Below are 26,369 nucleotides of genomic sequence, written 5' to 3' on the forward strand. Positions count from 1 at the left end.
CCCGAAGCTGGTATGAATAGGCTGGGATGGAGAGGCAGGAGGATTGGGGTTTGTGCAATCTCTATAACGTCACAACGACGCGCGATGCCGTGATGCAGTTCACCAAGGCGTTCAGCGACAAGGCCGGCTGGAACGAGCCCTCACTCGATGTCTATCCCGGCTACCAGGCGCCGATCGTCCGCGTCGGAGACGACGGACAGCGCGAAATCGCGCGCGTCACCTGGGGCATGCCATCACCGCCGGCCTATGTGAAGAATTACGATCCGGGCGTTACCAATATCCGCAATGTCGGCTCGCCGCACTGGCGCCGCTGGCTCGGGCCGACAAGCCGCTGCGTGGTGCCGTTCACCTCCTTCGCGGAGCCCAATCCCGCGAGCAAGGTTCCAGGTGGCAGGATCCCGAACGCCTGGTTTGCCGGTAACGAGGACCGGCCTTTGATGTTCTTCGCGGGCTTCTGGACGCCTTGGAAGGGCGTACGGAAAGTCAGGGATGGCGAGCGGGAATATGAGCTGTTCGGGTTTCTGACGACATCGCCCAATGAGATCGTCGCTCCTGTTCATTTCAAGGCGATGCCGGCGATCCTGACGACGCCGGAAGAGGTTGACCTTTGGCTCACGGGTTCCTGGGACGAGGTCAAGCACCTGCAGCGTCCCCTTCCCGGCAACATGCTTGTCATCGTCGAACCCCCTGCTCCGTCTCCGGAGGAAGGACTGCTGTTGTGACATACAGTTCGGTTCAAAGGCCGCCCTACAAAACTGCCGCGCGGGATGTCAGGCGGCCGCGGCCGTCGGCAGGGTGAGCGATCGTCATGGGCACCTCCGGCACCCCACGCAAGATTCTGCATCTGGATATGGATGCCTTCTATGCCTCGGTCGAGCAACGCGACAATCCTGAGCTTCGCGGGCGACCGCTCGCCGTCGGCCATGGCGAGGCGCGCGGTGTGGTGGCGGCTGCCAGCTATGAAGCGCGGAAATTCGGTGTTCATTCGGCCATGCCATCGGTGACAGCCAAGCGAAAATGCCCAGAGCTGATCTTCGTCAAGCCGCGCTTTGATGCCTATCGCGCAGTATCGCAGCAGATCCATGCGATCTTCGCTGAATACACGCCGCTGATCGAACCGCTATCCCTGGATGAAGCCTATCTTGATGTGACCGAAAACCTGAAAGGCATGGAGATCGCGACTGAGGTCGCCGAGCAGATCCGCGAAAGGATCAGGGCCGAGACCGGACTGACGGCGTCGGCCGGCGTTTCCTACAACAAGTTCCTCGCCAAGATGGCCTCCGACCAGCGCAAGCCGGACGGGCTCTTCGTCATCACCCCGAAGAACGGACCCGCCTTCGTCGAGGCGCTGCCCGTCAAGAAATTTCATGGCGTCGGACCGGCGACGGCGGAGAAGATGCAAAAACTCGGGATCGAGACGGGCGCCGATCTGAAGGAGCGCGATCTCGCCTTCCTGCAGCAGCATTTTGGCAAGTCGGGACCGTATTTCTACTGGATCGCCCGCGGTGTCGACGAGCGCGAAGTCGACCCCGACCGCGTCCGCAAATCGATCGGCGCCGAGGACACGTTCCGCGAGGACATTCATGATCTCGAGACCGCTCGCGCCGGCTTGCAGCCGCTGATCGACAAGGTCTGGCGTTATTGCGAGGCCAATGGCATCCGCGGCAAGACCGTGACGCTGAAGGTGAAATGGGATGATTTTACCCAGATGACCCGGAGCAAGACTGTCGTTGCGCCGGTGGCCAGTGGCGTCGAAATCGCAGAGATCGTGGGGCTATTGTTGTCGCCGATCTTTCCTGTTGCGAAGGGAATTCGGTTGCTTGGCGTAACGCTTTCGTCTCTCGATGCTGCCGACGAAGGAAGCGAACCCCAGCTCGCCCTTGCCCTTTGAGCAATCCACCTGAGCTTAAACGAAAACCCGGCCGCCGAATGACGTGCGATAGGATTTTCTAAAAGCCCGATCAGCGCCTTGGAGAGGGTCATCGCTCGGTTGGCCTTGCACCGAGATCGATCAGTTCTCAGGCGCGATGCCCTCAACCGCCCTGGACGCCTTTAACCGGCTATCCCAATTGTCGGAGAACTGCTTTGCAACCTCCCGGCTATCGGTAAACGTGACATTCTCGGCATTCCGTTTCTGGGCTGCCGCCGTGAAATTATAGGAGCCTCCGATCACCAGGTGCCCGTCGATGACGATGATCTTGTTATGGGCAATGGTCGGCTCGAAATCGATCCAAACCGGTATGCCGCCTGCTTCGAGCAGCGTCGCGCCCGAGTATTTCCGCTCATTCACCTTGTCGAGGATTGCCAGGACCTCAACGCCCCTCACCGCAGCTCGCTGGAGCGCGTGGATGATGGGCAGCGACGTGAAACCATAGGCCTGAACGCGGATAGCGGATCTGGCGCGATCGATCTCCGCGACAATCCGGCCCTCGCACTGTTCTGCCGGCGTGAAGCAGACGCCAACCTGAGCCGTTACCGCCTGAGCGGCATCGAGCGGACTGGCAAGGATCATAACAGCAATGGTGGCAACGGCGATTCTCATATCGTCTTCCATAGCATTTCGAGAGCCGACTTGACTCAATCTCTCAACGTGAACATAATAAGAACAAACGAGGCTTAGCAAGCCTGAGTTTTCCAAAATTCTCATGGTTAGGACCGCCATTGATCGGCGGAACGGAGACGTGCGCCATGCAAACGACCGGTTATACGATCACGCCCCACGACGCGGAGGTGTTTAGGGATCTCGTCACTTTCCTCGGTGAGGACGTCTTTGACCAGCGTCGAGGAGACGGTGCTATCGCCAAATCGGACGCGTTTCAGCGGCGAATTAGCGAAGCCCGAAGCGTGCTCAAGGGCATCGGTGCCTACGACGGAGCGAACCTGAAGGAGAACCACAATGGGTGACGTGATCTATTTGGAAGCCGATGCTGATCAGGACCGCGACGAGCCCAGGCCGAAGGCAGACGTTATGACCATCAGCGGCGCCGATGCGATGGCGCTCGATGAATTCGTGCGCCACGTGAGTATTCGCTGTTATGACGAACGGTTCAAGGACAGGGGGATGATGAAGTCGCCGGTCTTGCGCGATCAGCTCGATCGTATGCGCGAGATCCTCGATGGCTTGCTGGATTATCCCCATTTCGAGCCGTTTTATTATTGGTCCCCTCCCAGCGATATGCCCCCGGATCAGGCGGAGCCGGAATTAATATCGGCAGTCGCGGACCGATCGGAAGTTCAATTCCACTCAGTTGGCATTTACCTCGCTCCTGACAGCATCCCCGTTGGGACTTTGGAAATCGCCGTTGACGACGAAACCGGCGAAGCATGCGGCATAGTAAATATGAGGGGTATGACGAGCGCTGCTGCCTGGACGAAAGCTGGGGTGAGCCTGGACGATACAATCAAGATGTTCGTCGACGCGATATCGATCGACGCCGAGGATGGCGTTGAGCCCAGCGCGTAATAGATGCCCGAGAAGCCTGCAAGCCGAACTGACGTCCTGTCAGCGCCCACGCTGTCCTACTACGCGAATGGCTCTTACTGCGTCAAAATTGACTGTGCGCTCTCTCGGGTTAACCGACAAGCTTTCCGACGAAAGTCACAAACGGCGGTCATGAAAGGATACGAACCGCTGACCTTGCTGTCAAATTTCCAATGAATATCAGGTGCACGGTCGCTCATTCAAGGCATTGATAATAACAGCGGTCCGTAGCGCGTTCCACAAACAAGCTTTGGCCCGCAACACTATACTGCGCATTTATTCCGGAATTTGGAGAGAAACGATGATCAAATCCTTCCAGTCGAGGCCAAACGCCAGTAAAATTGCCCAAGCTGCGTGAGATAGACGCCTCCTGATTGCTCGGCCGTCCAATAGAAGTCTCGGCCGGAATGATTTTCAAGCAAGCCAGCGATTTGATACTTCTTCAGTATTTTGAAGATAGACACATTATGCGCCTTTGCACACTGTACATTGTTTTCTTCAAATGTGGGATCGAGCATATAGACGTGGTCGGATGCTGGGAAAAATTCTGGGATCCTGCGAAGAAGATCGTCAGCGATCAAGGGCTCGCATTCGCGCACGGAATCAAATTGCTTAGCGTGTGATTTGTAGATGGGCCGCTGATCCCAACCACCCAGAGCTGCCTCTACATATCCGTAGATCGACGCTGCCGACACGCGCCCTCGAACATTTGCAGCCCCTCCCTTTAATGCCCCAACCACAAGCTCAGTGAAAACACCTTGGCCTCCAACCTCCAATGAGGGTTCTGAAGCTCTTGATGCCGCAAGGATGGTCATTCCTTCACGAAGCTGCGCCTGCGCATACTGGCCACCCTGATTAGCAGACACGTTGCCCATGTTGCCTGAAAAACAGCAATCTATGATAACCAAAACAGATCGTGCTCGTGATCCATTGGCAAGACGAATGATTTCGTCCATGTGGATGCCCGGATCACCGGGCTCGCCATCCTGACTGACAAGATACCCCCCCGTCTCCTCCAATGATCCATGCCCGGAAAAGTAGAACAGGACATCACCGTCGAAAGCGAACAACTCTAACAAAGCCGAGCGGAGATTGACCCTCGTCATACGCGAGGTATCGGAAGTCAGCATGAGGCAGTCGTAGTTCGGCCGGTTATCCCCGTGGCGGCTGAGGACCTCATGTATCGCGTAGGCATCGCCGATGCAGCCGGACAGATCACTCAAGCCGGAATTGTCGTAGTGGTTAATCCCTACAATAAGAGCCCTTTTAGCCACTTCTACACCCTATTCCAGCTTCGCCAGTCCATGATGGCGGATCTCTGATGCGCCTATTTAATACATCCTTAGCCTATGCCCACGGTCATGCAACTATGCCTGTTGCTATCAAAGGCGCCACGAAAAGAGCAAGTGTGGGGTATTGCAACCAAGCTGAAAAATATGAAATTAGGTTTTAAGTTTTACAGACCTCATCCGGGACCTGACCCACGACCCAAACGAAGGCGCTCAGTGCATCACAGACGGGATCTAAAACCTTGCCAACAGTTGATTTTGGTCGAATGACACTCATGCTGATAAGCCACATACCCGGCTTGCCCGCGGTATCTATGCCTTGATTTCGGGCGGGAGAATGTTCATATTGGCTGCATGACGAAGCAGACGACACAAAGAGTTTCAGGTAGGGGCGAAAAGCTTCCATCGGGTCCTTACAAGGGCGTTGGAACGCTTTCTGACGGCGTCGTTATCCTGTCCCAAAAAAGCAAGCCCAAGCATTTTACGTCCCGGGAGATCAAGACTACGATCGAGAAGGTGCGCCGTGATGCTTTAACCGGGCGGTTTCTGGATGCCTCGGACGCCAAGAAATAAATGGCCGGCGAAAATCGGGACGTCTTCGTCAATTGCCCCTTCGACACTGAATATCGTCAGCTCTTCTATGCAATGGTATTCACTGTTATCCGGTCGGGCTTCGTCGCGCGTTGCGCGCTTGAGACGGACAATGCCGCAGACAACCGGTTTGACAAGATCTGCCGGATAATCGGAGAATGCCGTTACGGCATACACGATATTTCCCGCACTGAGCTTGGCGGAGATCCTCCACTCCCCCGCTTCAACATGCCGTTGGAACTCGGCGTGTTCCTCGGCGCCAAGAAGTACGGCGGAGCAAAGCACCGAAACAAATCCTGCATCATTTTCGACCGAGAACAGTATCGGTTTCAGCGTTATATGTCGGATATCGCAGGTCAAGACATCCATTCGCATCAAGGCGATATTGACCGATTGATCGTAGAGCTCGCAACCTGGCTACGAGCGCAGAGCGGCGATGCGCACGTACCGGGCGGCGTAGCGATCAGCGCAGAGTTTGCTGTTTTCAATCAAACACTTCCCGCAATCTATGCTGCGCGCCAGTTAGACGCGGCTGAGGTGACCTTCGGTGACTTCAGTGCAGTGGTTGTGCAATATCTTACAGCTTAAGTGCGGCAGAAAGGCCAAGGCTAGTCCACATCGACGTTGGCGACATATTCTCCCTGTATATGTTCCAACGTGCGAGAAGTGCTGGACGCTTGTTCAAGAAATACTACTCGACTTAATAGACTTATTGCGAATGGAGTTCATTATGCAGCGAAATGACTATCCCGCGCTATATAAAGCCGCAGATGCTGCGTCTGCTGCGTCGCAAAATACGTTCCTCAATAGCATTAGAGCCGAATACTGCCTTCTGATTTTAGCAGCTCTGTTATCGATGAATCTGAGCAATCATGTCGCTTATACTGTGCTTACAGCTTTAATATTTTTTGTACTACTGGGCTTTGTGCTCTTCCGGGCGTTGAAATCAATCGACCGGACTTGGTATCATGGCCGAGCAGTTGCTGAATCTATAAAGACATTGACTTGGCGATATATGATGCGTGCCAAGCCCTTTGAAGAAGGGGCCGACGAAGAATTTGCCAACTTGCTTCGGGCGTTGATCGACTCCAATAAGGAATATGGTGCGATCATAGCTGGCCACGTTGTCAACGATGATGAGATAACCCCGTTCATGCGCAGCGTCCGTGCAATGGATCTTCAAAGCCGGATTGCTTTCTACCAACAAAGCCGCGTCGACGAGCAGCGCACTTGGTATATTAATAAGGCCCGCGCAAATAAGAAAAACTTTAGATGGTTTATCATTCTATTAGGCTTGATCTATTTAGCAGCCGCCTGTTCAAGCTTGATAAAAATAGGATATCCAGATTTCCAGTTCTACCCCACTGACGTGATGATCGCGATCGCGGGGGCCTTGATTGGCTGGATTCAAATAAAGAAGTTTAGTGAGCTCTCGGCGGCTTATGGACTTACGGCACATGAAATCGGTTTGATCAAAGCCTCGGGAGCTGACCTGCAGAGCGAGGAAAAGTTTTCAGAACACGTCAACGATGCGGAGATGGCTTTCTCACGTGAACATACACAATGGATCGCTCGTCAAGCAGGGTGACTCTTGGCAGCGTCACGAACTGCCGCAATCTCCAACACTGCTGCTTTGCTCGTTTCAAAGCTCGCGATCTCCCAATCTGCCGGCTGTTGGGCCAAGAAGTCGCTTTCATAAACCGCAGCCTCTGTGACTCGCCCCAGCGCGTACATACAATTCGACAATGTCGCATAGACCCATTTCCGGTCAGACCGCTCGTCGAAGCTCCCATCAGCTACGATTTTCCCGAGGATAGAAATCAATTGCTCTCGGACTTTGAAAGCGCTCATACGATCAAAAGTTACTTCAGCTGCTTCTGCCTGCGTTAGCGATCTCATATCAAAGCATGTTGCGAGGTTCTCGCCGTTGTAATAATCCCGCCTAATCTCAAACCCTCGGCCGTAATAACGAATAGCAAGATCAAGCTGAACTCGATCCGAGGTAAGAAGCCAAAGGGATTTGTAGATTGCCCCCGTTATTCCCAACGTTTCTGGGTCATTGGAAGAGTCTGGTTCGAGCGCGGCAATAATTTGGAGGCCACTAAGCAGGGCAGCTAGTTCTGACGGCTGCTTAGATTTATACGTAGCCAATGCAAGTTGCTGGATGAAAAACGGCTCACCGGGCTTAATGGCGCAAGCAAGACGGTAGGCCTTGATGGCGCCTGGCATGTCACTGTCATCGAAGGCCTTCTGCCCGTCTCGTAGAATGCCGCTCAGGTAAATATGAGCTGCTTCGGCTTCGTCCAATAACTCTGCATATTCTTCCTCCGATAGTTTGGGCTGCTGGAGCCGTGGTAGAAACGTATAGACAGGGCTGTCCGGCGAGGAGGATTGCAGCGCCCCCTCAATCAGCGCTGCGAGCGCTTTTGTGGCGCGTGAGGCCTCCCTTGCCCCGATGTCTTCCCCCAAATGTCGATACTCAAACGTATTCACATGGTTGAGATCAAAGTAGAGACGCCCAACGTCCTCTTTTATTATTACCGTGGTATTGGGACGAAGTGCGTGCCTCACCCCCAATTCATAAATGGCGTTGACGTTGCCCGTTGAAATATCGGCGACAACAACATCTGCGCGCAGCAGCATCTCGTACATGTACACGTCAATGACGCCGCTTTTTGTAATCTCATCGGCTCGGATCGGTCGTAGACCCAAACTTTCCGCGGCGGGTTTGATTATTACTTCGTAGGTCGCGTCCAAGTCTAGCGTACGGCCGGACTCGTGATCTGTTTTCTTCCCGAAACCCATTATAACGAAGCAGACGCGCCTGGTATCAGGGGCGGTTGAAGCTGGGGAGCTCAATAGCCGACCTTCGCAGATTCCAACGCTTCTGCTATCCTGTCGCGGGTGAAACTCGTCGCCCAAGATGTTCCAATGTTAAGGAGGCCGGGCGGAGTGATGTTGTCTTTGGCCAGCTTCACCGCAGCGATTTTCAGCTGTACCTCGCTGTCCTTCGCTTTTGCGATTTCCCATGTCATCCAGCTGCTGGTGCTGCTCTTGCTGCCAACTAGCACAAGGAGATGTGTCGCGGTTTTCATCATTTTGGTCAAAGATGCTTTAACTACAGCCGCATCAGTACTGTTGATAGCGACATGTGGGCCCCTGCTATCGAATTCGAAATCGAATTCTGGGTTCGCATCCCATGCTTGCAATAGACGTTTGTAGTTCGCATCTTCAGAATGATCGTAGCTCACGAACACTTTTTTCTTAGCCATCTATTCGCCCCCAATTTCGCGCACTGGCCGAAACAATAAATGAGACTTGAAGAAAGGAAAGAGAAACATCACGGACATACAGCCTAAAATTGAGCGTAGAAAAGCGCATCTTGTTCACACTTCGAGGGTCACCACCATTTCCGCCGCTGCGCTACTTTGTTAAACCAAAATGTGGTTCAGTTACCCCCGCTGCCAAAAGGGTCCTACGATGCATATTGCCGGGGGTATATACAAAGAAATTTGCGAATCCCCGCACTGGGACGGGATCTGGGGATCGGGCTTACGCGCGGCAGTGTGCATAAGCCGTCTAAACTCTGACATTACCCTACACGGTTACTATTGTGACCCACCAGACGAGCTTACTCGCCGATTGCGTTTTCTAGGGGTAAAACTGCTATGCAATCTGAGAGCGCGCGACATTGCTTTTGCGTACTTCCATCCTCTATCAAATCCGTATGTCGAACCTGCAGCGCGAACACTCCGGCCTGAGAGAACGCTCACGGTTGCGGCTGAAAATATTCTTCGCTTCGGTTTACTCGAAGGCTCAGCGCGAGTGACGGGCTCGCGTGTTGTGTACGATCCCCAGTCTCCTTGGGATCCAGAGCCGTTTGTTGTAAACGGGTCGGCGGCAAACGAACTTGCCCTGGTGATGAATGAGCAAGAATTTAAGGCGTACACGAGATCAGACGACTTTGATGCCAACGCGCGCGACTTTATAAGCTCAGGCGTCGCGACCGCCATTGTGATCAAGCGTGGCATCTTTGGGGCGCTTGTTTATTCGTGCGCTGGCGATCCGGCCCATGTCCCTCTGTACCGTTCGTCTCGAGTCTTCAAAATTGGAACCGGCGATATCTTTTCGGGTGTGTTCGCGCACTATTGGGCGCAGGAGCGACGAAATCCAGTCGAAGCGGCTGACTTCGCATCCCGCGCGGTGTCTATTTATTGCGACGATCCTATTTCCCCTATAGATGCGGCTAGCTTTCGACGCCGGGAACCCTTCCAGGGGCGGCCACCGTCGGCGATCTCGGTTTATGGCGCTGGCAATACTCTAGGTCGCAGGTATGTGTTGCAGGAAGCATTATTCTGCCTACGAAAACTTGGGGTAAACGCATCGATCAAGGAAGTGTCCCTAGTCAGCCAAAGCGGGGCTAATACCACCGGTCTCGTCATCGCGGATGGCTTCTCCGACGAGAGCTTAAGTGCTCTGAACGCAGTCCTCGACGATATTACGATCCTCGACGAGGAGCATCGGCCCATGCCATCTGACATCGACCGAGATTCCATCACTGATGATTTTTCGTCGGCAATCTACCAAGTCTGTATGAAACGCCCGCAAGTTGAAAAATAGAGCACGCGACGGTTGATAATCCGATATTTATCACTACGATTCGTAGCGTCCTTGGGGAGGGAACCGCCGCATGTCAGACGTCTATGTTGTCCATTCGAGCGAGGACAACGTCACGACATCAAAAATTGTCGAACATCTTAAGAAACACTGGAATGTCTGGTGGGACGACGAGATGGTCGGCAACTTTGCAAAGGTTATCCAACAGGAGATGGCTGGGACAAAATGCGTGGTGGCCATCCTTTCGGCAAGCTCGGTAGCGAAAGAGACAGTTGTCGACGAGATGCGGCTTGCGAAAGAGTTCGGGCTAGAAATACTTCCGATAATGCTCGACGACGCCAAGCTCCCCTACCCTTACGGCGGACTAAGCCGCGTGAGCATGAAAGAATGGGATGATACCGAGGCGCATACTCATTTCCAGAAGCTAATTCGCAAAATTGCATCCGTCGTACCCCGTCGCGTTCCCCCGACACGGCCCACCATCATACCCGATACATCGCTCGCGCTGCCCGCCATTTTCCTGTCAGTATCATCCCATGAGACCCAGCTCGTCCCGCTCGAAGCAGTCGAGGCGTTGCGTGTGTTTGGCTCGCCTACCATTCTGATCTCGGCTTACGACCTGTGGAACAAGCGCCGCCCTGCGACAATGGTGTCCGAGTTGGAAAAGATTCGCAATGCCGGCGGCATCGTCCTTGTCGATTCTGGAAATTATGAGGCAACGCGGCGCGGCGATAAGAGGTGGACGGCTGAGCGTTTCCATCAGGCGCTCCAAGGTGTTCCGCACGACTGGTCGTATTGCTTTGATGTGATGCATCCATCGAAAGACCCCGTTGAGGCGGTGGCTGAGGTGGTCGCTGCCGTGGAACGCGACGCACGCTCCAGTGGATCAGTCGTTTTGCCTATCGTGCACACCCATCGGCGACAAACCGGTTATGAAACCCAGCAGTTACCAGGGGTCGTTAAGGCCGTGGCCGACGCGCTACGCCGCCCAATCATCGCTGTTGCCGAGCGAGAGTTGGGGCGGGGTTTAATAGAAAGGGCGGCCACGGTAAGAAAAATTCGACGGGCGCTTAACGAACTTCCATTTTATCAAGCGCTGCACATTCTAGGAACAGGTAATCCCTGGAGCATCGCGCTGTTGGCTGCTGCGGGCGCCGATAGCTTCGATGGCCTCGAATGGTGTAGGATGGCGATTGATCACCAGAGCAACCGGTTAAACCACTATCAACATTTTGACTTCTTTACTTTTCAGACGGAATACTCAGATTCGAAAGTCACATTGGAGGCATTGGAAAACAAGGACATCGGATATGCAGGTAAAGTTGCGTTTCATAATCTCGAATACTACAGATCTTACACCAAGAAGCTTTACGACCATGCTCATACGCAACGAATGGAAGCATTTATGATAAAGATCATGGGGGATGGCGCTACCAACCAGATCACCAACGAGTTGCCAGGAATTTTCGATCGATGATAGATGTTTCGCGCCTAGAACACGCCGTTGTGTCAATCTACCCCGAGATTCACCGCCGCGCCACGTCCTTGGAGAACGACGCAGATGAACGGTTGCTATGGAAGGAGCTCTCATGCTGCGTCCTGAGCAGCCAAGTCAGATATGGAGTTGCCGTCGCTGCGGCAGAAGCCCTAGAACGCGAAGCGGTCCTGCATCACCCAACGACTTCGGCAGATGCGCTCGAAATAATTCTTCGAGGTCCGTTGTTGGTTGACAGCCGTATCCATCACTATCGCTTCCCAAAGTCGAAGGCCGTTCAACTCGCGGCGACACATGCTGCTGTCCGCTCGTCAGCAGACGGGCTTTTACCTCTACTTGAGGACTTTACATGCGCGGAGGAAGCGCGGGTTTGGCTTGTGGCAAATGCATCAGGCGTAGGCCCAAAGCAAGCGAGCATGTTCCTTCGTAACACGGGCATGACGTACGACCTAGCGGTTCTCGACCGGCACGTTATTGACTACATGCATGAACTCGGCATCTCTAACGCGGAGCATCCGAGCAATTTGTCTACCTTAAAGGGTTATTCGAACCGAGAGACGGTACTGAAATCTTACGCTCGCGACTTGGGAATGGCTGTCGGTCTTATGGATTGGGCGATCTGGATTGTCATGCGGGTGTTCAAGGCCGGCGAGCATAAGGTAGCGTACTCATGAGCATTGTCACTTTGGTTTCTGGAGGCCTCGACTCCACGCTAGTTGCTCATCTCGCCAAGGAAGAGGGTTTGCGCATCCACCCGCTGTTCGTAAACTACGGACAGCGCGCGCTTGAGCGTGAGTTAGCCGCTTGCAAGCGGGCAATGGTCAAACTCGAACTCGATAATCTCGAAGTGGCGGACCTGTCGGGGTTCGGGGCGCTGATACGCTCGGGTCTTACCGATCCCAGCCAAAGGATCGTTGAGGACGCCTTCACACCAGGTCGCAACATGCTCTTTCTGTTAGTCGCCTCTGCACATGCATATAAGGTTGGCGCCGACGCGGTTTCCATCGGCCTCCTGCATGAAGAGACCGCATTGTTTCCGGACCAAACATCAGGCTTTCTGCGCGAAGCAGAAAGCCTGATTTCTCGAATAATGGGACGGGAGCTCAGGGTCCTGGCACCTTTGGCCGCCTTCCATAAGGACGAGGTTATTGCGCTGGCGAAGATAAAGGGAATTCAAGGCACCTATTCGTGCCACATGGGCGAAGAAGAGCCATGTGGCAATTGCATCGCATGCAACGAATTCAAACTGGAGGAGAGGTGAAGTGGGAGGAGGTAGCGGTGGAAGCTGGAGCCGGCTCGGCGACATCCGTAGCCTTGAGGAGAAGGCGAAGCAGGCGCTGCAAGGCGGCAAAAGGAATGTATTCATTAGCTTTGCAACGGAGGACATGGACGAGGTGAACCTTCTCCGAGCCCATGCGAAGAATGAAAACAGCGATATAGAGTTCAACGATCATTCGGTTCGAGAACCCTACAACAGCGACCGCGCTGCTTACATAAAAGAGAAAATAGGCGAACGTATCGCACGGTCATCGGTGTGTGTGGTTTACGTGTCGGATAGCACGCGCCAAAGCGACTGGGTGAAGTGGGAAGTTCAAGAGAGCATACGTCAGGGCAAAAAAGTGGTTGGCGTGCATCCACAGGGGAAAGCACCCAAAATTACCCCGAAATGGGTATCCGATCATGGCATCAAACTGGTAAAGTGGGCAGACCTCCCGAAAGAGCTGAAGTAGGCCATATCACCCTTCTGGCTGTCGCTACCTACGTCGACTTCCTGGGAGACACCTCGCAGTTCCGCGACGATCTCGCGGAGAGTTGCGCGGCGGCCGAAGCTGAAATCGATCGTCAGATTGACGAAATCCGCGCTCGCCGTCGTAAGGATTGATTCTCCTATGCTGAGATTCACGGACCCGCAGGAGCCAACGATCGCTGATCGATGTATCCGCCCACTTTGTTTTGCCGCTCCTGGTGACGAACACTACGGTCTGAATGGGGTTGAGCTCACGCTGCAAGATGGTGCGGTTGCTCGCCGCTTTCAGTTCGGTCTTCAGGGTAGCGCTGTTCTCTTCCAGTACCGAGCGCGACATTTTGCCGTCTTCACGCGCCACCAGATAGCAACAATCTCGGGCGAGACAGTAACGGCTTTCAAGAACCGCATGGACTATCTGGTAGTGCTGATGGACGATGGCACCGACAGCACCAGCATTCCGTTCAACACATACCTTTTCTCGCCTGAATCCAACGAGGACGAAAGTGACTATGTGATCGGTATGGTCGAGTACGAGATGCTACCAGCATACTCGCGAGAGCAATTCTTCCACGTAGAACGTCGCCACACTGGTCGCACTGGTGATGTAGCCTTAGCTTCAGGCTTGCCAAGCCATCTCCAGCGAATGGTCATGGAGAATGGCGGTATGCGGATCCATCCAATCTGTAAGTCGGGAGACCTCGAGTCTCGCAATATCTGCGGTGTGTTGAGGTATCCTGAGGACGGACAGCCTTTGGACGGCATGAGTGGTGGAGCTGTCTTCGTCACACGACTAGCGGTTGATGGTCATTCCTTCGAGATATTCTTGGATGGCATCATCCAGCGAGGCGGAGGGGGTTACGTCCGCTATCTCGGCCTTGATACCATTTTGAAGCGCATAGATGACTATCTGGCGGAGTAGATTCCTATGTTCCAATAAGGATGTATGCGGGAAACCAGGCTTCAGAAGATGCGGTATGTCGATTTGTAGCGAAGGCGATGTAAGGTCGCAATTATAGGAAAGCCCAGTCCTTGGGGATTTTTCGCGGTCGGGGAAAGCATGGGGACAATCAAGGGGAACATCCTCCGGTCATTCGGGCTGCACCGCAGCGCCAATGAGGCGGAGGCCGCGGGCGAGGAGCGTAGGCTGCTGGCAGCAGAACGGCGAAAGCCGGAGAACAAACGACCACGCAAAGCCTCGTACCACGAGATCATGGACGATCTCGCGACCGGGGAACCGGGAACTTTCCTTGATCGGAAGATCCAGTCTCTCATGGCCTTCGACATGTGGCCGCCGCAGTCGATGACTGAGACCTTCGACAAGGTTCGAGAGAGCGGTCAGGACAATGCGTGGACGACATCCGTGCCGGGTATATCGAAACTCATCATGGTCTCCTATCCGCAAATCTATCGGACGATTATCATCCAATTCGGCCCAGCCCGGGCGACATTCGCTCTCGATGGCGTTCGCTACAGGGTGCAGGGAAAGACACCGGCCATGGCACTCATGGCCGTCCATCTGACCGCAAACCGGATCCGCCACCCGGCCGACGATGAAACGACCGGACTTGGGCCGCTTGTTGAAATTCTCGGAGATTACGAAGAGCAATGACGCTGGAAAAACTGTCATCCCCACAATCCGGTACGCTGGGCGAGCTGCTGACCGTGGCAAAGCTCAACACACTCGGACTAGCGGCCTATATGAGTCCGGAAGGCGCACCTGGTCACGATGTCATCGTTGTCGTTGATGGACAGCCGAAATCGATCGAGGTGAAGACGCGACAGTTCCTGCGTCGGCCAACCGAGATCACGCGTTGGCCTGTTGAGATGAACAAGAAGGGCGACGCGGACTTCTTCATCTTCATCGAACTCGATCTGAGGACGATGGCACCGACGTTCTACGTACTGACGAACGAGCAGGCTCGCGCAGTCCATAGGAACTATGAGGGCGGAGGAAATTGCTATCCGCCAGAGGTTCGAAAGCAGATCCGGCCCAACGACTTCTCCGTGTTGGGGTCAGGTATCGCGGTTCTCGAAAGCTAAGCCGATGAGCGACACGACACAGAGCCGTAGCCTGCAGATCAGCCCGAAGTATACGGTCGCGTTCTGGCGCGGCCTTGAACTGGATCCCGACAATCCGAAACAGGAGGACTGGCTGAAGGCAGTCGATGTCCTGCGGGATCGGATACAGGGCCGCTTCATCAAGCCGGCGCAGACCCTGATCGATGTCGATAAAGCTAACAAGCAGCAGACATATGGCTTCGCGATCCTCGCCCTGGATTGCCTCGTTCTCGAAACAATTCAGGGTTTTCGTGAGGGCGTGACCAACCACACCCGTCAAAGCGGTCGGCTGTTCAGAGAGTTCCTGGGCGGCTGGCAACCATTTATCGATTGCCTCGGCGTTGGCATGGTGGCGACGAAGAAGGCTGACGAGTTCTATGGCCAAGGACGATGCGCACTCCATCACAGCGGGGCCACTGAAAAAATGACTGTCTGGGTTAGCGGCCCGATGATGCGCTTCGATCTTGATCAGATTACCGTGAACCGCACGCTGTTCCACACAGAATTGGAGGCGGAGTTCGACCGATACCTGGCAACCTTGGCCGACCCGCAGTCTGTAGATGTCCGAAAGAAATTTCTCCTAAAAATGAACCCTATATGTGGCCTGTGATAGCGACGACGGCCTCCCCCCGGTTGCACCTGACACTTTTGGAAGTTCATGCCACTATCGTGGCAGCATCCTCATACGCCATTCACTCCTTTTCCTCTGACGGCTTCCTCAGAGGCCTAGGGCTGCTTTTTGGAAAAATGAGTAACCGTCGGACAAGGGTAGTGCTGTGCGTGCAACATTTACTTCATAATATCCCCCACGCCCGAAACCTTCCCCTGCCCGTCATCTCACGCAAGCCCAGCTCCAAAACAATCCGCCGCGCCGCCTGCGGCGTCACCTCGAGCATTTTCGCCACCATCCCGGCCGACACGAGCGGCCGAGCCATCAGGTCGATATTCTCTCTTTTCCATTTCATTAACCATATGAATTAACACTATTCTTTAGCTATAATGAATCGAAAGAAGCTCTAGTTTCCGTTCTCCATATAGCGTTCGGCTGTGCGTCTAACCATCGATAAGTATCAAGTATCGATAGTGATGGTTTTGGAGTCGCAAAACCTGTAAAGTCGGGGAATTCACAGCCCGCGAGCCGTCCATGCCAAAGCCAAAAGCCCTCCCCTCCTGTCGGCCGTCCTGGATCAGCGGATGCACCACTTCTCCGGCTTTTGAGGGTGAATTTCTCCCTCAAAAGCCGGATCTCCAAGCGGCGCCCATCGCATTCCACATATGAAATCAGCCGTTTGGCGGATCCGAAAGCCGATAGGCATATGGGCAAACTGTCCGCCGATCCAGGCAGAATCCGCTCAATCAGGAAATGGCTTTCCATTGAAGTTCAATGGGATAGAATCCGGTCATTAAGGAAAACCGACACGATAAAGTCGGGGCAAATCACAGCCCTAGAGACCGCCATGCCGAAGTCAAAAGCCCTCCCCTCGCCTATCGATCCGAAGCATCGCCGCGCCGAAGAGCTTGATGCGCTCGACGCGATCCTGCCCTTCGATCGCCGCGACCAGTTGGCCACTCTGCTGACCGACGATGACGTCGCCACCCTCAAGCATTTGGCGCAGCAAGGCATGGGCGACAACACCTTGCGGGCGCTGGCCTCGGACCTCGGCTATCTCGAGGCCTGGTGCGCGCTTGCCATCGGCGCTACCCTGTCATGGCCGGCCCCGGAAAGCCTACTGCTGAAATTCGTTGCCCACCATCTTTGGGACCCAGCCGAGCGCGCCGACGATCCCAATCACGGGATGCCGGTCGCCGTCGAGGCGGGTTTGCGCTCGAAGGGTCTGCTGCGTGCCATCGGCCCGCATGCACCCGACACGGTGCGCCAGCGCCTGACCTCCTGGTCGATCCTGACGCGCTGGCGGGGTCTGACAGGTTCCTTCACAGCTCCATCCCTGAAATCTGCGTCAGGCTCGCTGTGCGGGCCGGTGCACGGCCCAGGCAGAGCAAGAGCGCCAAGGCCGTCACCGGCGATATTTTGGTAAAACTGCTGGCCACCTGTGCCGGCGGTCGCCTGGTCGACATTCGCGACCGGGCGCTGCTACTGACTGCCTTTGCCTCAGGCGGTCGCCGGCGCTCCGAAATCGCTAACCTTCGGATTGAGGATCTGGTCGACGAGGAACCGGTGCACGCCGATCCACGCAACACCACCTCCCCTCTCCTGCCGTGTCTGACCATCAATCTCGGACGCACCAAGACAACGACAGATGAAGACAAGGCCCATGCTATTCTGATCGGTCGGCCGGTCGAAGCCCTAAAACGATGGATTGAGGAAGCCTCGATCGAGACGGGGCCAATATTTCGACGGATCGACCAGTGGGGCAATGTCGACCGGCGGGCGCTGACGCCGCAGTCGGTCAATCTGATCCTGAAGGGTCGTTGCAAACAGGCTGGTCTGGACCCGGAGGCATTTTCGGCACATGGGCTGAGATCCGGCTATCTGACGGAAGCAGCCAATCGGGGTATACCGTTGCAGGAGGCCATGCAGCAATCGCTGCATAAGTCGCTGACGCAGGCGGCTAGCTACTACAACAATGCCGAACGAAAGAACGGACAGGCGGCGCGACTGATCATTTAACGCAATTGCCTCCGTCCAAAAGGCGAACCCGATTTGATGATGTAGCATCCTTCGTGAAGGTCGAGCACCCCAATTTTCTCCACGACCGGTACGTCATCAGAATGGTCGGAAGGCATGGCATTTGATAGTAACGTTCAACGATCAAACAAAAGCCGCTCGAATCCGCCATTTTGACTTTCGAAAAATAAATCTTCGAACAATTTCGAAACAACACGAGGGCGCGAACCAACGCTCTCGTCGATTAGCACTACCGAGAGCTTTTTTATCTCGATGGTGATGGTGCGCGCACCGTCACTTCGACGATACTTCCCCGAATCGAGCGAATTGAACCCGTTCTGTGTTGCCCATGCAGCAATAGTCTTCGCCGTCATGACCTATCCCATAGCAGACATGAAGACGGCGACCGCGCGCGTTCAAATCATTCCGCTACTCCGTGAATAGCTCGGGCGAATCAAGAAGATCCAGCGCCGAATTGACTAGACCGCGAGATGTCCGAAGGCTGTTGCACGTTAGACTCACATCCAGAGGCCAGGGGCGCTTCGCGCGTCATCAGTCGGGCAATCGTGGGCTTCCTTACAGGAGGAGATGTGTAAAGACACGTGACGCGCCTGGTAGTTGATCCCGTATCAACCCGAGGCCGCGAAATCCACCCACTCGACAAATGAGTTCAATAGCTTACGAAATATTTCTCTTCATCACGAAAGAATATCTTAAGTTGTATTTGCGTGTTCTAGACGCCATAGTTTTCTGGTTGAGCATAGTATACGTATAAAACCACAGGTGATCCCAATGGAATGCTTTTATTATTAAATAATCAGGGATTAAACGGAATTTAGACGTCACTATTTAACCTTAACAGTTTTGTTAGGCTCATGTGATCTTCTATTGACACAGCGCCAACGGCGATGAGCAGGACGCTCCCTCTCTGTAATGTCCCCCCGACCTCGAAGCAGGCAGCCGCTGACGCGTGCGATCACCCCCAATCGCAGCACGTTGCCTGATCTTCATCACGCGCGAGCCAAACCATGTCCTTTTTGCAGAACGCCAAGATCAGAACCAAAATCCTCTCCATCATCATACCGATCTGTCTGATCGGCATCGCAGGCGTCCTCATTGTTTCGAGCCAATACAAAGACACCGTCGCGACTTACTCTGATTTTATAACGAATGACGAAACGGCGGCCGTGGAGATGTCACGCGCGAGCCAGCGGGTGACGGCGCTCAGCTACAGCGCCTATCAAATCCTGGTGTACAGCTCAAAAGACCCGGAGATGGCCAAGTTTACCAAGGACTACGAAGAGAACAAGACGGTCCTCCTTGAGCGCTTCGCGACTGCCAAGCGGCTCATCCCGGCTGAAGCGACAGCGATAGATGCGCTCACGGCCCAAGCCAACAATATCATTGCCCTGACCGATCCAGCAGTGAAGGCAGGAATCGCTGATGATAATGAGACAGCCACCCGCCTGCTGAAGCAAGCAGATCCGCTGATAGATGTAGAGGTGTTGGCGGTTCGCAACTGGCTCGACGCCTTCAACAAGAACATTGATGCCGAAAGCAACGCGCTTGGCGCGAAAACCATCGATACCATTACCTATACCTTGATTGCGCTCGGCATCATCTTTGCCGCAGCAATCCTGATTGCCATCCTGGTCTCTGCCCGCGGCATCACGTCGCCGATCGAACGACTGCGCGCCCGCATGGCATCGCTAGCTAAGGGTGAGACGGAAGAAGCCGTGTCGGGCATCGACCGCAAGGATGAGGTCGGTCAGATGGCCGGCGCCGTTTCAGTCTTCCGCGACAGCGCTATCGAGCGCATCCGCCTGGAGCGGGAGGCTGATGCCGGCCGCAGTCTCTCGGAGAAGGACAGGCTCGAACGTGAGGCGCAGAAAGCCAGGGATGCGGCCGATACCCAGCTTGCCGTCGATGGACTGGCTGCGGGCCTTGCCGAACTTTCGAACGGCAATGTGACTTATCGCATCGACAAACCTTTCGTTGCGCATCTCGATCAGCTCCGGGCGGACTTCAATTCCTCGATGGCAAAGCTTCAGGATACGCTGTGCGCCGTCGGCGATAATGCCCAAGGCATCGCGGCTGGAGCAAACCAGATCCGCTCAGCCTCCGACGACCTTTCCAAGCGCACCGAACAGCAGGCAGCTTCGGTCGAGGAGACCGCCGCAGCGTTGGAGGAGATCACCACCACCGTCAAGGATTCTACCCGGCGGGCCGAGGAAGCAGGCGCACTTGTCGGCCGTGCCCGCGTTGGAGCACAGAAGTCGGGCGACGTGATGCGCGAGGCGGTCGCCGCCATGGAGGCGATTGCGAAGTCGTCGGGCGAGATCAGCAACATCATCAGTGTCATTGATGAGATTGCATTCCAGACGAATCTTTTGGCGCTCAACGCAGGCGTCGAAGCGGCGCGTGCCGGCGACGCCGGCAAGGGCTTTGCGGTCGTTGCGCAGGAAGTACGGGAACTGGCGCAGCGTTCCGCCAAGGCGGCCAAGGAGATCAAAGCGCTGATATCGACATCCGGCCAGCAGGTTCACAGTGGTGTCGACCTCGTCACGAAAACCGGAGGTTCGCTTCAGCAGATTGTCGGCGAGGTGGAGGAGATCGACCGCAATGTACGGGCAATTGTCGAGGCTGCTCGAGAACAGGCAACCGGCCTGCAAGAAATCAATACGGCGGTCAACAGCATCGACCAAGGAACCCAGCAGAATGCGGCCATGGTCGAACAATCCACCGCAGCCAGCCACAGTCTCGCCAAGGAAGTGGCTTCGTTGAACAACCTGCTCGACCAGTTCACCCTCCAAGGCAGCCAACGCCAGCAGCGACCAATATCTGCCACTCAACAGTCCGCCCCTGCAGCCTCGCCGGCGCGATCGCTGCGCGCCAAGATTGCCGGTGCCTTCGGAAGCTCAAGCAGTGCTGCCGCGACAAGTGCTGAGTGGGAAGAATTCTAAGGGAAGTAGGGAGTTGTGGCGGAGAGAGCGTCCCAAAAATCCGGGTATTTTAGACGGTTCTCCTCTCAGTTCGTCTGACTGTTCTATTCGACCCAGCGGGCTGGCACAGGCCAGCCCCATGGGTCGGCGCCACTCCCCGCACCGTTCTCGCGCTCAACGGCTGGCTAAATCCACAGCGCCTTTCCGAATCCCCTTCGAAACTGCATATTTTGCGATTTTGTCCGCGATGGAGGGCTGCTGACGCGTCTCTTGCATCTAAGATCGATCGGCTGCGTCCTCGACCAAGAAATGCCCTGTCTGGCCCTCTGCGTTTTGTCCTATAATGCGCTTGCAAAGGATCCTTTTCTCACGGATTATTTACCGGCGCAACATTGGCACTGAGGGCGCGCTAGGCCGTCGTGTCAAACCAGTGTTGCCACATCAGCGAACAATGCGGACCCAGCCGCAAAGCTCCCCAATTGACGAGTAAATGCGGATTGGCTAAACCGCCGAAGTCGAAAAAGGCAAGCTCGGTCTCGGTAGGCCCAGGCACTTCCGGAAACGGAAGATCTCTTCCTTACTGTTTACAGCATGAGAAACCCCGACGGACAGACGCAATCGCGTCTCCATCCGTCCGTGTGGTTGTCTCTGCGACATTCTGCTCCGGTCGGCAACTGAGGAGCAGAAAATGGATCAGACTATCTTGTTTACACCGCCGATCTGGCGGTCTCCGAAGATAATCCTTGCTGTGTCGGTCTTCCTGAATTTCGCGGGCTTCACCCTGATCATACCAGTCCTGCCTTTTCTGGTTGCTCGGTTCGTGGCGCCAGATCAAGTGGCATTGTCCGTCAGCACCATCATGACGCTATATGCCGCATGCCAATTTATCGGCGCGCCAATCCTCGGAGCTTTGAGTGATCGACTGGGGCGTAAGCCGATTCTTGCCATAGCGCTCATCGGTTCTGCCGTCGGCTACCTCGTGTTCGGCTTGGCCGGGTCGATTCTCATGTTGTTCTTCAGCCGCGCTATCGATGGACTGACAGCGGGCAGCACAGCAGCCGTTTACGCTTATGTCGCCGACACAACGGAACCGGAAAACCGCGGAAAGATATTCGGTATGCTACGTGCCGCCGGTGGCTTCGGCTTTTTGGCGGGACCAGCATTTGGCGGACTGCTTGGGCAGATTTCGCTTTCAGCTCCGGCGTTCGCGGCAGCCGGCTTGGCAATTTCAAATTTAATCTGGGTTTTCGTTGCGTTGCCGGAAAGCCACGGCAAATGCAGCGACACAGGATCATTGTTGCTGCGCCAGCTCAATCCGTTTGGCCCCATCACTCATGCGTTGAGCCTGCCATTGCTCAAACTCGCTTTCGCGACTTCCTTCCTGTTCTACTTCGCCGGCACGATGCTTCAGGTCAACATTGCGGTGTTTGCGAAAGACATCCTATCATTCGGACCCTTTGGGATAGGCCTTTTGCTGGGCACCGTGGGCGTGCTCGACATTATTAGCCAGGGTGTGCTCGCACCGAAATTGCAGCATCGGCTAGGCGAAGGGTTGACCGCCGTCGTCGGTCTCGCAATTAACGCGCTGGGGCTAGTGATGGTCGCAGCGACCGTGCATATAGCAACATCGGAGATGCTGTTCGCGGCGATTGCCCTCTTCACGCTAGGAGACGGTTTTTACCAGCCATCAATGAGCGCTGTCATTGCCAATTCGGTGCCTGGCAACCAGCAGGGCCGTGTTCAGGGAGCCAATCAGGCCCAGCAGTCGGTCGCGAGGATTCTCGGGCCAATCGCGAGCGGGGCTTTGTACCAGCTATCTGCAGGTGGACCTTACATCGTCGGTGCCGCCGTAATTGCATTGTCTATGGTTTTTGCGGCTTCCCTTCTCCGGCAACCAGGCCAAGTGCGTGCGCAAACGGCTGACACAGGTAGCTAAGTCTTTGACGGATGGATGCATCAGTTTACCGCCTTAAAGGGTTAATTTCGCCCTTAGACGGCTAATTTTCCAGTCGATGCCAGTCACATCCAACATGTGAAATTAGCAGTTTGGCGGGTCCGAAATCGGGAGGCATATTGGGAAGCTATCCGCCGATGTAAGCAGAATCCGCTCGATCCGGAAATGGTCTTTCATTGAAAAGCGATGAGATAGAATGCGACCATTGAGGAAGACTGACCGCCGAAAACCACCCGTACGAAGCACCCGTGGCCAAATCAACGAAATCTATGACAGCCGTCGAGCCGATGAGCTCGTCACGATCGCCGCGGTCCTGCCGCGTCGACCAGCGCGACGAGCTTCCCGAACTGTTGAGCAACCAGGACGTCGGAACGCCGTTGCCTATGGACAACGAGGGCATGGGTTAAAATACACTCAGGGCGCTGTCCTCCGACCTTGCCTGCCTGTCGGCCTAGAGTCCGGTGGCACGCGACGGGCGTGCCCTGCGCCTCCCCTCTCGCGCCATCCATCTCGACCGTACCAAGATCAGCGACAAAGCGATCACCGGCCAATAGGCGAAATCCTGATGGATCTTTCGCATTTCGACTCTATGTTTTCAGAGTGCGGTCAGCGGTTGTAACTAGATGTCGGAAATTCATCATCTCAACGCCCGTTGCAAGACACAGATATCGCTGGCGCGACGTAGTAGGACTGCTGATCACAGCTTCACCCGTGTCGATTTTGCATAATTTAAACTTTGTCTCTCGCGACAGAAAGCTCTGAGAAGTTCTCGAGAAACGCAAGGGGCTGGCAGCAGCAATCTTCAGCTATTTTAGGAAGACTCTGACGAAGCTTCACATCTAGCGGGCCTTCCTCATGCGCGCCCGGCCCGGCTAGCAAGGCATTTGTTGCGCAAATTCCCATCGGACGGTGCGGTCATAGGTCTGGCCTATTTTGCGCAGTCTGTAACCACTGGCCACGATCAGATCCGGGATTCTGAATCCTGCTCAAGCTTTGAAACGGTCGAAAGCGGTCAGATGTTGGATCGGGGGATCGGCCTCCTCCCAGCGGTAGATCTCCGAGCGCAGATAGTGAAGCTCGTCGCGCTGCGCATCCTCATCGATTTCGATCCACCAGGACTTCGGTCGGCCGTCGCTGCCATCGGACCAACGATATCCCCTGCCCTTCAGATGATCCTTCATCTCGAACGGGCTATGCTCGGCAAAAATACGCACACACGTTTGTCCGCTCGCAAGGACCAACTCCGCGAATGGCGTTTCCTCCTCTCCCACATTGCGATCAAGAACCTCGAGCAGCGCGAAACAATCGTCGGCGGCGCGATGGCCATCATGAAAATAGCCGGCCTGGCCAATCAGATAGCCAAGCTTGGTGCCCTCGAAACCGCGGGCACTCCAGTCGATCTCCGAAACCGAGCAGGCCCAAGCCTTGTTGGCAAAGATATTTGAAAATGCCTCGCAGAACGGCCGATCGAAGCCAGCATTGTGCGCTATGACTAGATCCGCCGGCGCAACCATCCTACGGACGTGCTGCATGTCGATCATCTGACCCTCAACCATCTCATCGGTAATGCCGGTGAGCTTGGTGATTTCGGGCGGAATTGGCGTAGCTGGTTGTTGCAGCCCGCCATAAACTTCGATGATATCTCCAATGTTGCCAAGCTCGTCAAATGAGAAAACAACAAGCCCGATTTCGATGATCTCATCGTTGCGGTGGTTGAGACCAGTCGTCTCCGTATCGAGGATCACGCCAACCTGCTTGAACTCCGGACGCCTGCTTACCGTGATCTTTCTTGGCATAAGTTTACGAAGAATGCGGTACTGACCGCCATTCTCCAACCTGCTCACCATCTCTTCGTCCGTGAGAGAGTTCGGGGCCGGCCGACCCTTCGGTCGGGCAGGCGGGTCACGCCGTTGCGGACGAAGATCGACCACTGGCTTTGCAAACATGTCGAGTTGAGATTCCATGCCAGCTTTCCGATCGTGATGATCAGTTTGCAGAGTAGAAAACGGTTAAACGCAGGGCAACACACAAACCAGCTTTTGCACTGTCGCGAAAGCGCCGCCCTTCAACGTCCCACATAGGCGCGCAAGCGTCGAGTCGAACATCGCGAGATGTCAGAATGCTCGCTCCCGGCTTGCCACTGCCGATCTGCGTAAGAGCATCGGGGCTCTTCATCCATCTCGGAAATCGCCTCGTTGTGAACACATCCAATTATTTCAAGACATTAGCTTGTAGTCAGCTGACTACAAGCCGCACGCCGAGCATCTCAGGCTGAGGCAGCTAGCTTCCCGAAGGGCTATTCACGCCTTGCCTCAGCCCGCCGCCAGAGCCGCCTCGCCGTTCCGGGCTCGCAACAACGCCATCAGCATCGGCCCAAGCGAAAATTCACCTCTGCTCGTTCTTGTTGTCAAATTGCGAAGATATCCCCCAGCCGATGTGATGTGCCCTGCCCGCTCCAAAATTGCCGCCATCGCAACTGCAGCGTTTTCAGGCCCCATCGCCTCGCAAGCGTCCTGGTAGGCTGAGGGGCTCACGCCCAACATCGTCCGCACCACGACCGCGGCGGTCATCAACTCCCGCCAGCTCGCAATTGCCCCTGCCGGACCGTAACTGGATATCTCTGGGCAGGCCCTCAACACCAGACCAAGCGGAAACGCCTTTATCGGCTCGGCATTTCGCTCATTGTGTTCACTCGATTTTGCCCCCTGTTCTTTTTCGGAGCGAGGTTCAAGTTCATTAATGGATTCGGTGTTTGAATTCTGTATGTGCTGACGGGATCCGCTAGCATTGGTGTCGGATTCTTCAGGATTGATGTGACTTTCCAACAAATTGAGGACCTCTTGCCTGACCAGTTCCAACTCTTCGAGAACTTCGGTCAACTCATCCAGCTTCTTGGCTCGTTGTAGACGTGACATCAGGGCGATATAAGCGTCCTCAACCTTCCCCCAATGCCCAGGTACGCCGTCTTCAGCGGCCGCCGAGATCAGCTTGCGCACGTCTCGACGGGCAATCGTAATCCGCTCCTTAGCTATTTTCAGATGCCGGTTGGCTTCAACAACACGCTGAGCCAGGACCGCAAATTCTTCCGAGCGCGCGAGGAGAGGCGCGAGACTGAACCCGTAAGCGGTCTCGATGGAGCCATCCGAGTCCTTGCGTGCGTAACGCTTGCCGTTGGGACTGTCGTTTCGCTGGATGATCCCAGCCTCGACCAGAACCACCAGATTCTCCCGGAGCGTCGTGCCGGCGATCCCGTTTGCCCGTGCAATGAGCTGGGCGTTGGACGGAAACACGATGAGATTTGCTTCCTCCTTGATCTCCGTCTCGGGATAGAACGACAGCAGCGCGTTCAACACCGCGAGCGCCCGATCGCGCAAGCCCAACAGAGAACGAGCATCGCAGACATCACGGTAGACCTTCCACTTGTCGACCGATTTGCCCGGCCTGACGTCGGCCGCTCTAAATTGTGTCCTCACCAAAGCGAGCGTCATCGGCCGCCGCCCGAAGGGCGTCGTCACACTTTCAATCTGCATTTCCTTCACCTTCCAATAGGCAAAAGAAATCCGCTCACC

At 55.1% G+C, this 26,369-nt stretch carries 24 protein-coding genes and 2 pseudogenes; 18 read left to right on the plus strand and 8 right to left on the minus strand.

The genetic code is table 11. The annotated features are described in order from the left end of the window. Nucleotides 1-50: 50 nt before the first annotated feature. Complete coding sequence (locus tag AC1RO0_RS23780) at nucleotides 51-722, plus strand: SOS response-associated peptidase (protein ID WP_498595073.1); 672 nt, start codon at nucleotides 51-53, stop codon at nucleotides 720-722. A gap of 86 nt (nucleotides 723-808) precedes the next feature. After that, nucleotides 809-1,891, plus strand: coding sequence for a DNA polymerase IV (gene dinB, locus AC1RO0_RS23785; RefSeq protein WP_498595074.1), 1,083 nt, complete (start codon nucleotides 809-811; stop codon nucleotides 1,889-1,891). Between the two features lie 120 nt (nucleotides 1,892-2,011). Here dinB and AC1RO0_RS23790 read toward each other — a convergent pair whose 3' ends face one another. After that, nucleotides 2,012-2,542, minus strand: a complete 531-nt coding sequence (locus AC1RO0_RS23790; protein WP_498595075.1) for a phospholipase D-like domain-containing protein — start codon at nucleotides 2,540-2,542, stop codon at nucleotides 2,012-2,014. A 146-nt stretch (nucleotides 2,543-2,688) separates the two neighbouring features. On the opposite strand from AC1RO0_RS23790, the gene AC1RO0_RS23795 reads away from it, so the two are divergent. Both AC1RO0_RS23795 and AC1RO0_RS23800 read left to right on the plus strand, forming a co-directional pair. Further along, complete coding sequence (locus tag AC1RO0_RS23795) at nucleotides 2,689-2,904, plus strand: hypothetical protein (protein WP_498595076.1); 216 nt, start codon at nucleotides 2,689-2,691, stop codon at nucleotides 2,902-2,904. Further along, the gene (locus AC1RO0_RS23800) at nucleotides 2,897-3,463 is read left to right on the plus strand and encodes a hypothetical protein (RefSeq protein WP_498595077.1); all 567 of its coding nucleotides are present in this window, start codon (nucleotides 2,897-2,899) and stop codon (nucleotides 3,461-3,463) included. Before AC1RO0_RS23795 ends, AC1RO0_RS23800 begins: the two co-directional genes overlap by 8 nt. 323 nt (nucleotides 3,464-3,786) lie before the next feature. On the opposite strand, the gene AC1RO0_RS23805 is transcribed toward AC1RO0_RS23800, so the two are convergent. After that, nucleotides 3,787-4,755, minus strand: coding sequence for a caspase family protein (locus AC1RO0_RS23805; RefSeq protein WP_498595078.1), 969 nt, complete (start codon nucleotides 4,753-4,755; stop codon nucleotides 3,787-3,789). A gap of 588 nt (nucleotides 4,756-5,343) precedes the next feature. Between AC1RO0_RS23805 and AC1RO0_RS23810 the strand changes: the two genes are divergently transcribed. Next, the gene (locus tag AC1RO0_RS23810; protein ID WP_498595079.1) at nucleotides 5,344-5,949 is read left to right on the plus strand and encodes a hypothetical protein; all 606 of its coding nucleotides are present in this window, start codon (nucleotides 5,344-5,346) and stop codon (nucleotides 5,947-5,949) included. A 142-nt stretch (nucleotides 5,950-6,091) separates the two neighbouring features. After that, on the plus strand, nucleotides 6,092-6,949 hold the full coding sequence (locus AC1RO0_RS23815; protein ID WP_498595080.1) for a DUF4231 domain-containing protein: 858 nt from the start codon (nucleotides 6,092-6,094) through the stop codon (nucleotides 6,947-6,949). Here the strand turns inward: AC1RO0_RS23815 and AC1RO0_RS23820 are convergent. Next, nucleotides 6,937-8,118, minus strand: coding sequence for a TRAFs-binding domain-containing protein (locus AC1RO0_RS23820; RefSeq protein ID WP_498595081.1), 1,182 nt, complete (start codon nucleotides 8,116-8,118; stop codon nucleotides 6,937-6,939). The genes AC1RO0_RS23815 and AC1RO0_RS23820 overlap by 13 nt on opposite strands. A gap of 98 nt (nucleotides 8,119-8,216) precedes the next feature. Further along, complete coding sequence (locus AC1RO0_RS23825; protein WP_498595082.1) at nucleotides 8,217-8,633, minus strand: TIR domain-containing protein; 417 nt, start codon at nucleotides 8,631-8,633, stop codon at nucleotides 8,217-8,219. 370 nt (nucleotides 8,634-9,003) lie between these two features. Here AC1RO0_RS23825 and AC1RO0_RS23830 point away from each other — a divergent pair, with 370 nt between their 5' ends. From AC1RO0_RS23830 to AC1RO0_RS23870, 9 genes are all read left to right on the plus strand, one after another. Next, entirely contained in the window at nucleotides 9,004-9,981 is a 978-nt protein-coding gene (locus AC1RO0_RS23830) for a carbohydrate kinase family protein (RefSeq protein ID WP_498595083.1), read from the plus strand. A gap of 70 nt (nucleotides 9,982-10,051) precedes the next feature. Next, a complete protein-coding gene (locus tag AC1RO0_RS23835) occupies nucleotides 10,052-11,455 on the plus strand; it encodes a toll/interleukin-1 receptor domain-containing protein (protein WP_498595084.1) in 1,404 nt (467 codons plus the stop codon). Beyond that, on the plus strand, nucleotides 11,452-12,147 hold the full coding sequence (locus AC1RO0_RS23840; protein ID WP_498595085.1) for an 8-oxoguanine DNA glycosylase: 696 nt from the start codon (nucleotides 11,452-11,454) through the stop codon (nucleotides 12,145-12,147). The genes AC1RO0_RS23835 and AC1RO0_RS23840 overlap by 4 nt, the downstream gene beginning before the upstream one ends. After that, the gene (locus tag AC1RO0_RS23845; RefSeq protein WP_498595086.1) at nucleotides 12,144-12,734 is read left to right on the plus strand and encodes a 7-cyano-7-deazaguanine synthase; all 591 of its coding nucleotides are present in this window, start codon (nucleotides 12,144-12,146) and stop codon (nucleotides 12,732-12,734) included. Before AC1RO0_RS23840 ends, AC1RO0_RS23845 begins: the two co-directional genes overlap by 4 nt. A gap of 1 nt (nucleotide 12,735) precedes the next feature. Continuing rightward, complete coding sequence (locus tag AC1RO0_RS23850) at nucleotides 12,736-13,203, plus strand: TIR domain-containing protein (RefSeq protein ID WP_498595087.1); 468 nt, start codon at nucleotides 12,736-12,738, stop codon at nucleotides 13,201-13,203. Between the two features lie 159 nt (nucleotides 13,204-13,362). After that, nucleotides 13,363-14,139: a hypothetical protein gene (locus AC1RO0_RS23855; RefSeq protein WP_498595088.1), complete on the plus strand. Its 777-nt coding sequence runs from the start codon at nucleotides 13,363-13,365 to the stop codon at nucleotides 14,137-14,139. A gap of 138 nt (nucleotides 14,140-14,277) precedes the next feature. Further along, nucleotides 14,278-14,829 carry a hypothetical protein gene (locus tag AC1RO0_RS23860; protein WP_498595089.1) on the plus strand — a complete coding sequence of 184 codons (552 nt, stop codon included), beginning with the start codon at nucleotides 14,278-14,280 and terminating at the stop codon, nucleotides 14,827-14,829. Then, nucleotides 14,826-15,260 carry a protein NO VEIN domain-containing protein gene (locus AC1RO0_RS23865; protein WP_498595090.1) on the plus strand — a complete coding sequence of 145 codons (435 nt, stop codon included), beginning with the start codon at nucleotides 14,826-14,828 and terminating at the stop codon, nucleotides 15,258-15,260. Before AC1RO0_RS23860 ends, AC1RO0_RS23865 begins: the two co-directional genes overlap by 4 nt. Nucleotides 15,261-15,264: 4 nt before the next feature. Further along, entirely contained in the window at nucleotides 15,265-15,888 is a 624-nt protein-coding gene (locus AC1RO0_RS23870) for a hypothetical protein (protein WP_498595091.1), read from the plus strand. Between the two features lie 184 nt (nucleotides 15,889-16,072). On the opposite strand, the pseudogene AC1RO0_RS23875 reads toward AC1RO0_RS23870, so the two are convergent. Next, nucleotides 16,073-16,216: pseudogene (locus tag AC1RO0_RS23875) on the minus strand (helix-turn-helix domain-containing protein); the annotation flags it as partial. Nucleotides 16,217-16,735: 519 nt separating this feature from the next. Between AC1RO0_RS23875 and AC1RO0_RS23880 the strand changes: the two are divergent. Then, a pseudogene (locus AC1RO0_RS23880) lies at nucleotides 16,736-17,907 on the plus strand (site-specific integrase). Between the two features lie 134 nt (nucleotides 17,908-18,041). Here the strand turns inward: AC1RO0_RS23880 and AC1RO0_RS23885 are convergent. After that, entirely contained in the window at nucleotides 18,042-18,278 is a 237-nt protein-coding gene (locus AC1RO0_RS23885) for a hypothetical protein (protein ID WP_498595092.1), read from the minus strand. A gap of 654 nt (nucleotides 18,279-18,932) precedes the next feature. On the opposite strand from AC1RO0_RS23885, the gene AC1RO0_RS23890 reads away from it, so the two are divergent. After that, nucleotides 18,933-20,867, plus strand: a complete 1,935-nt coding sequence (locus AC1RO0_RS23890; RefSeq protein WP_498595093.1) for a methyl-accepting chemotaxis protein — start codon at nucleotides 18,933-18,935, stop codon at nucleotides 20,865-20,867. Nucleotides 20,868-21,534: 667 nt separating this feature from the next. Beyond that, on the plus strand, nucleotides 21,535-22,782 hold the full coding sequence (locus tag AC1RO0_RS23895) for an MFS transporter (RefSeq protein WP_498595094.1): 1,248 nt from the start codon (nucleotides 21,535-21,537) through the stop codon (nucleotides 22,780-22,782). A gap of 1,004 nt (nucleotides 22,783-23,786) precedes the next feature. Here AC1RO0_RS23895 and AC1RO0_RS23900 read toward each other — a convergent pair. Both AC1RO0_RS23900 and repC read right to left on the minus strand, forming a co-directional pair. Then, complete coding sequence (locus tag AC1RO0_RS23900; RefSeq protein WP_498595095.1) at nucleotides 23,787-24,764, minus strand: 3'-5' exonuclease; 978 nt, start codon at nucleotides 24,762-24,764, stop codon at nucleotides 23,787-23,789. Between the two features lie 348 nt (nucleotides 24,765-25,112). Then, nucleotides 25,113-26,330 carry a plasmid replication protein RepC gene (gene repC / locus AC1RO0_RS23905; protein ID WP_047639483.1) on the minus strand — a complete coding sequence of 406 codons (1,218 nt, stop codon included), beginning with the start codon at nucleotides 26,328-26,330 and terminating at the stop codon, nucleotides 25,113-25,115. Between the last annotated feature and the right edge of the window lie 39 nt (nucleotides 26,331-26,369).

The organism is Rhizobium sp. GW821-FHT14E12, assembly GCF_058803745.1.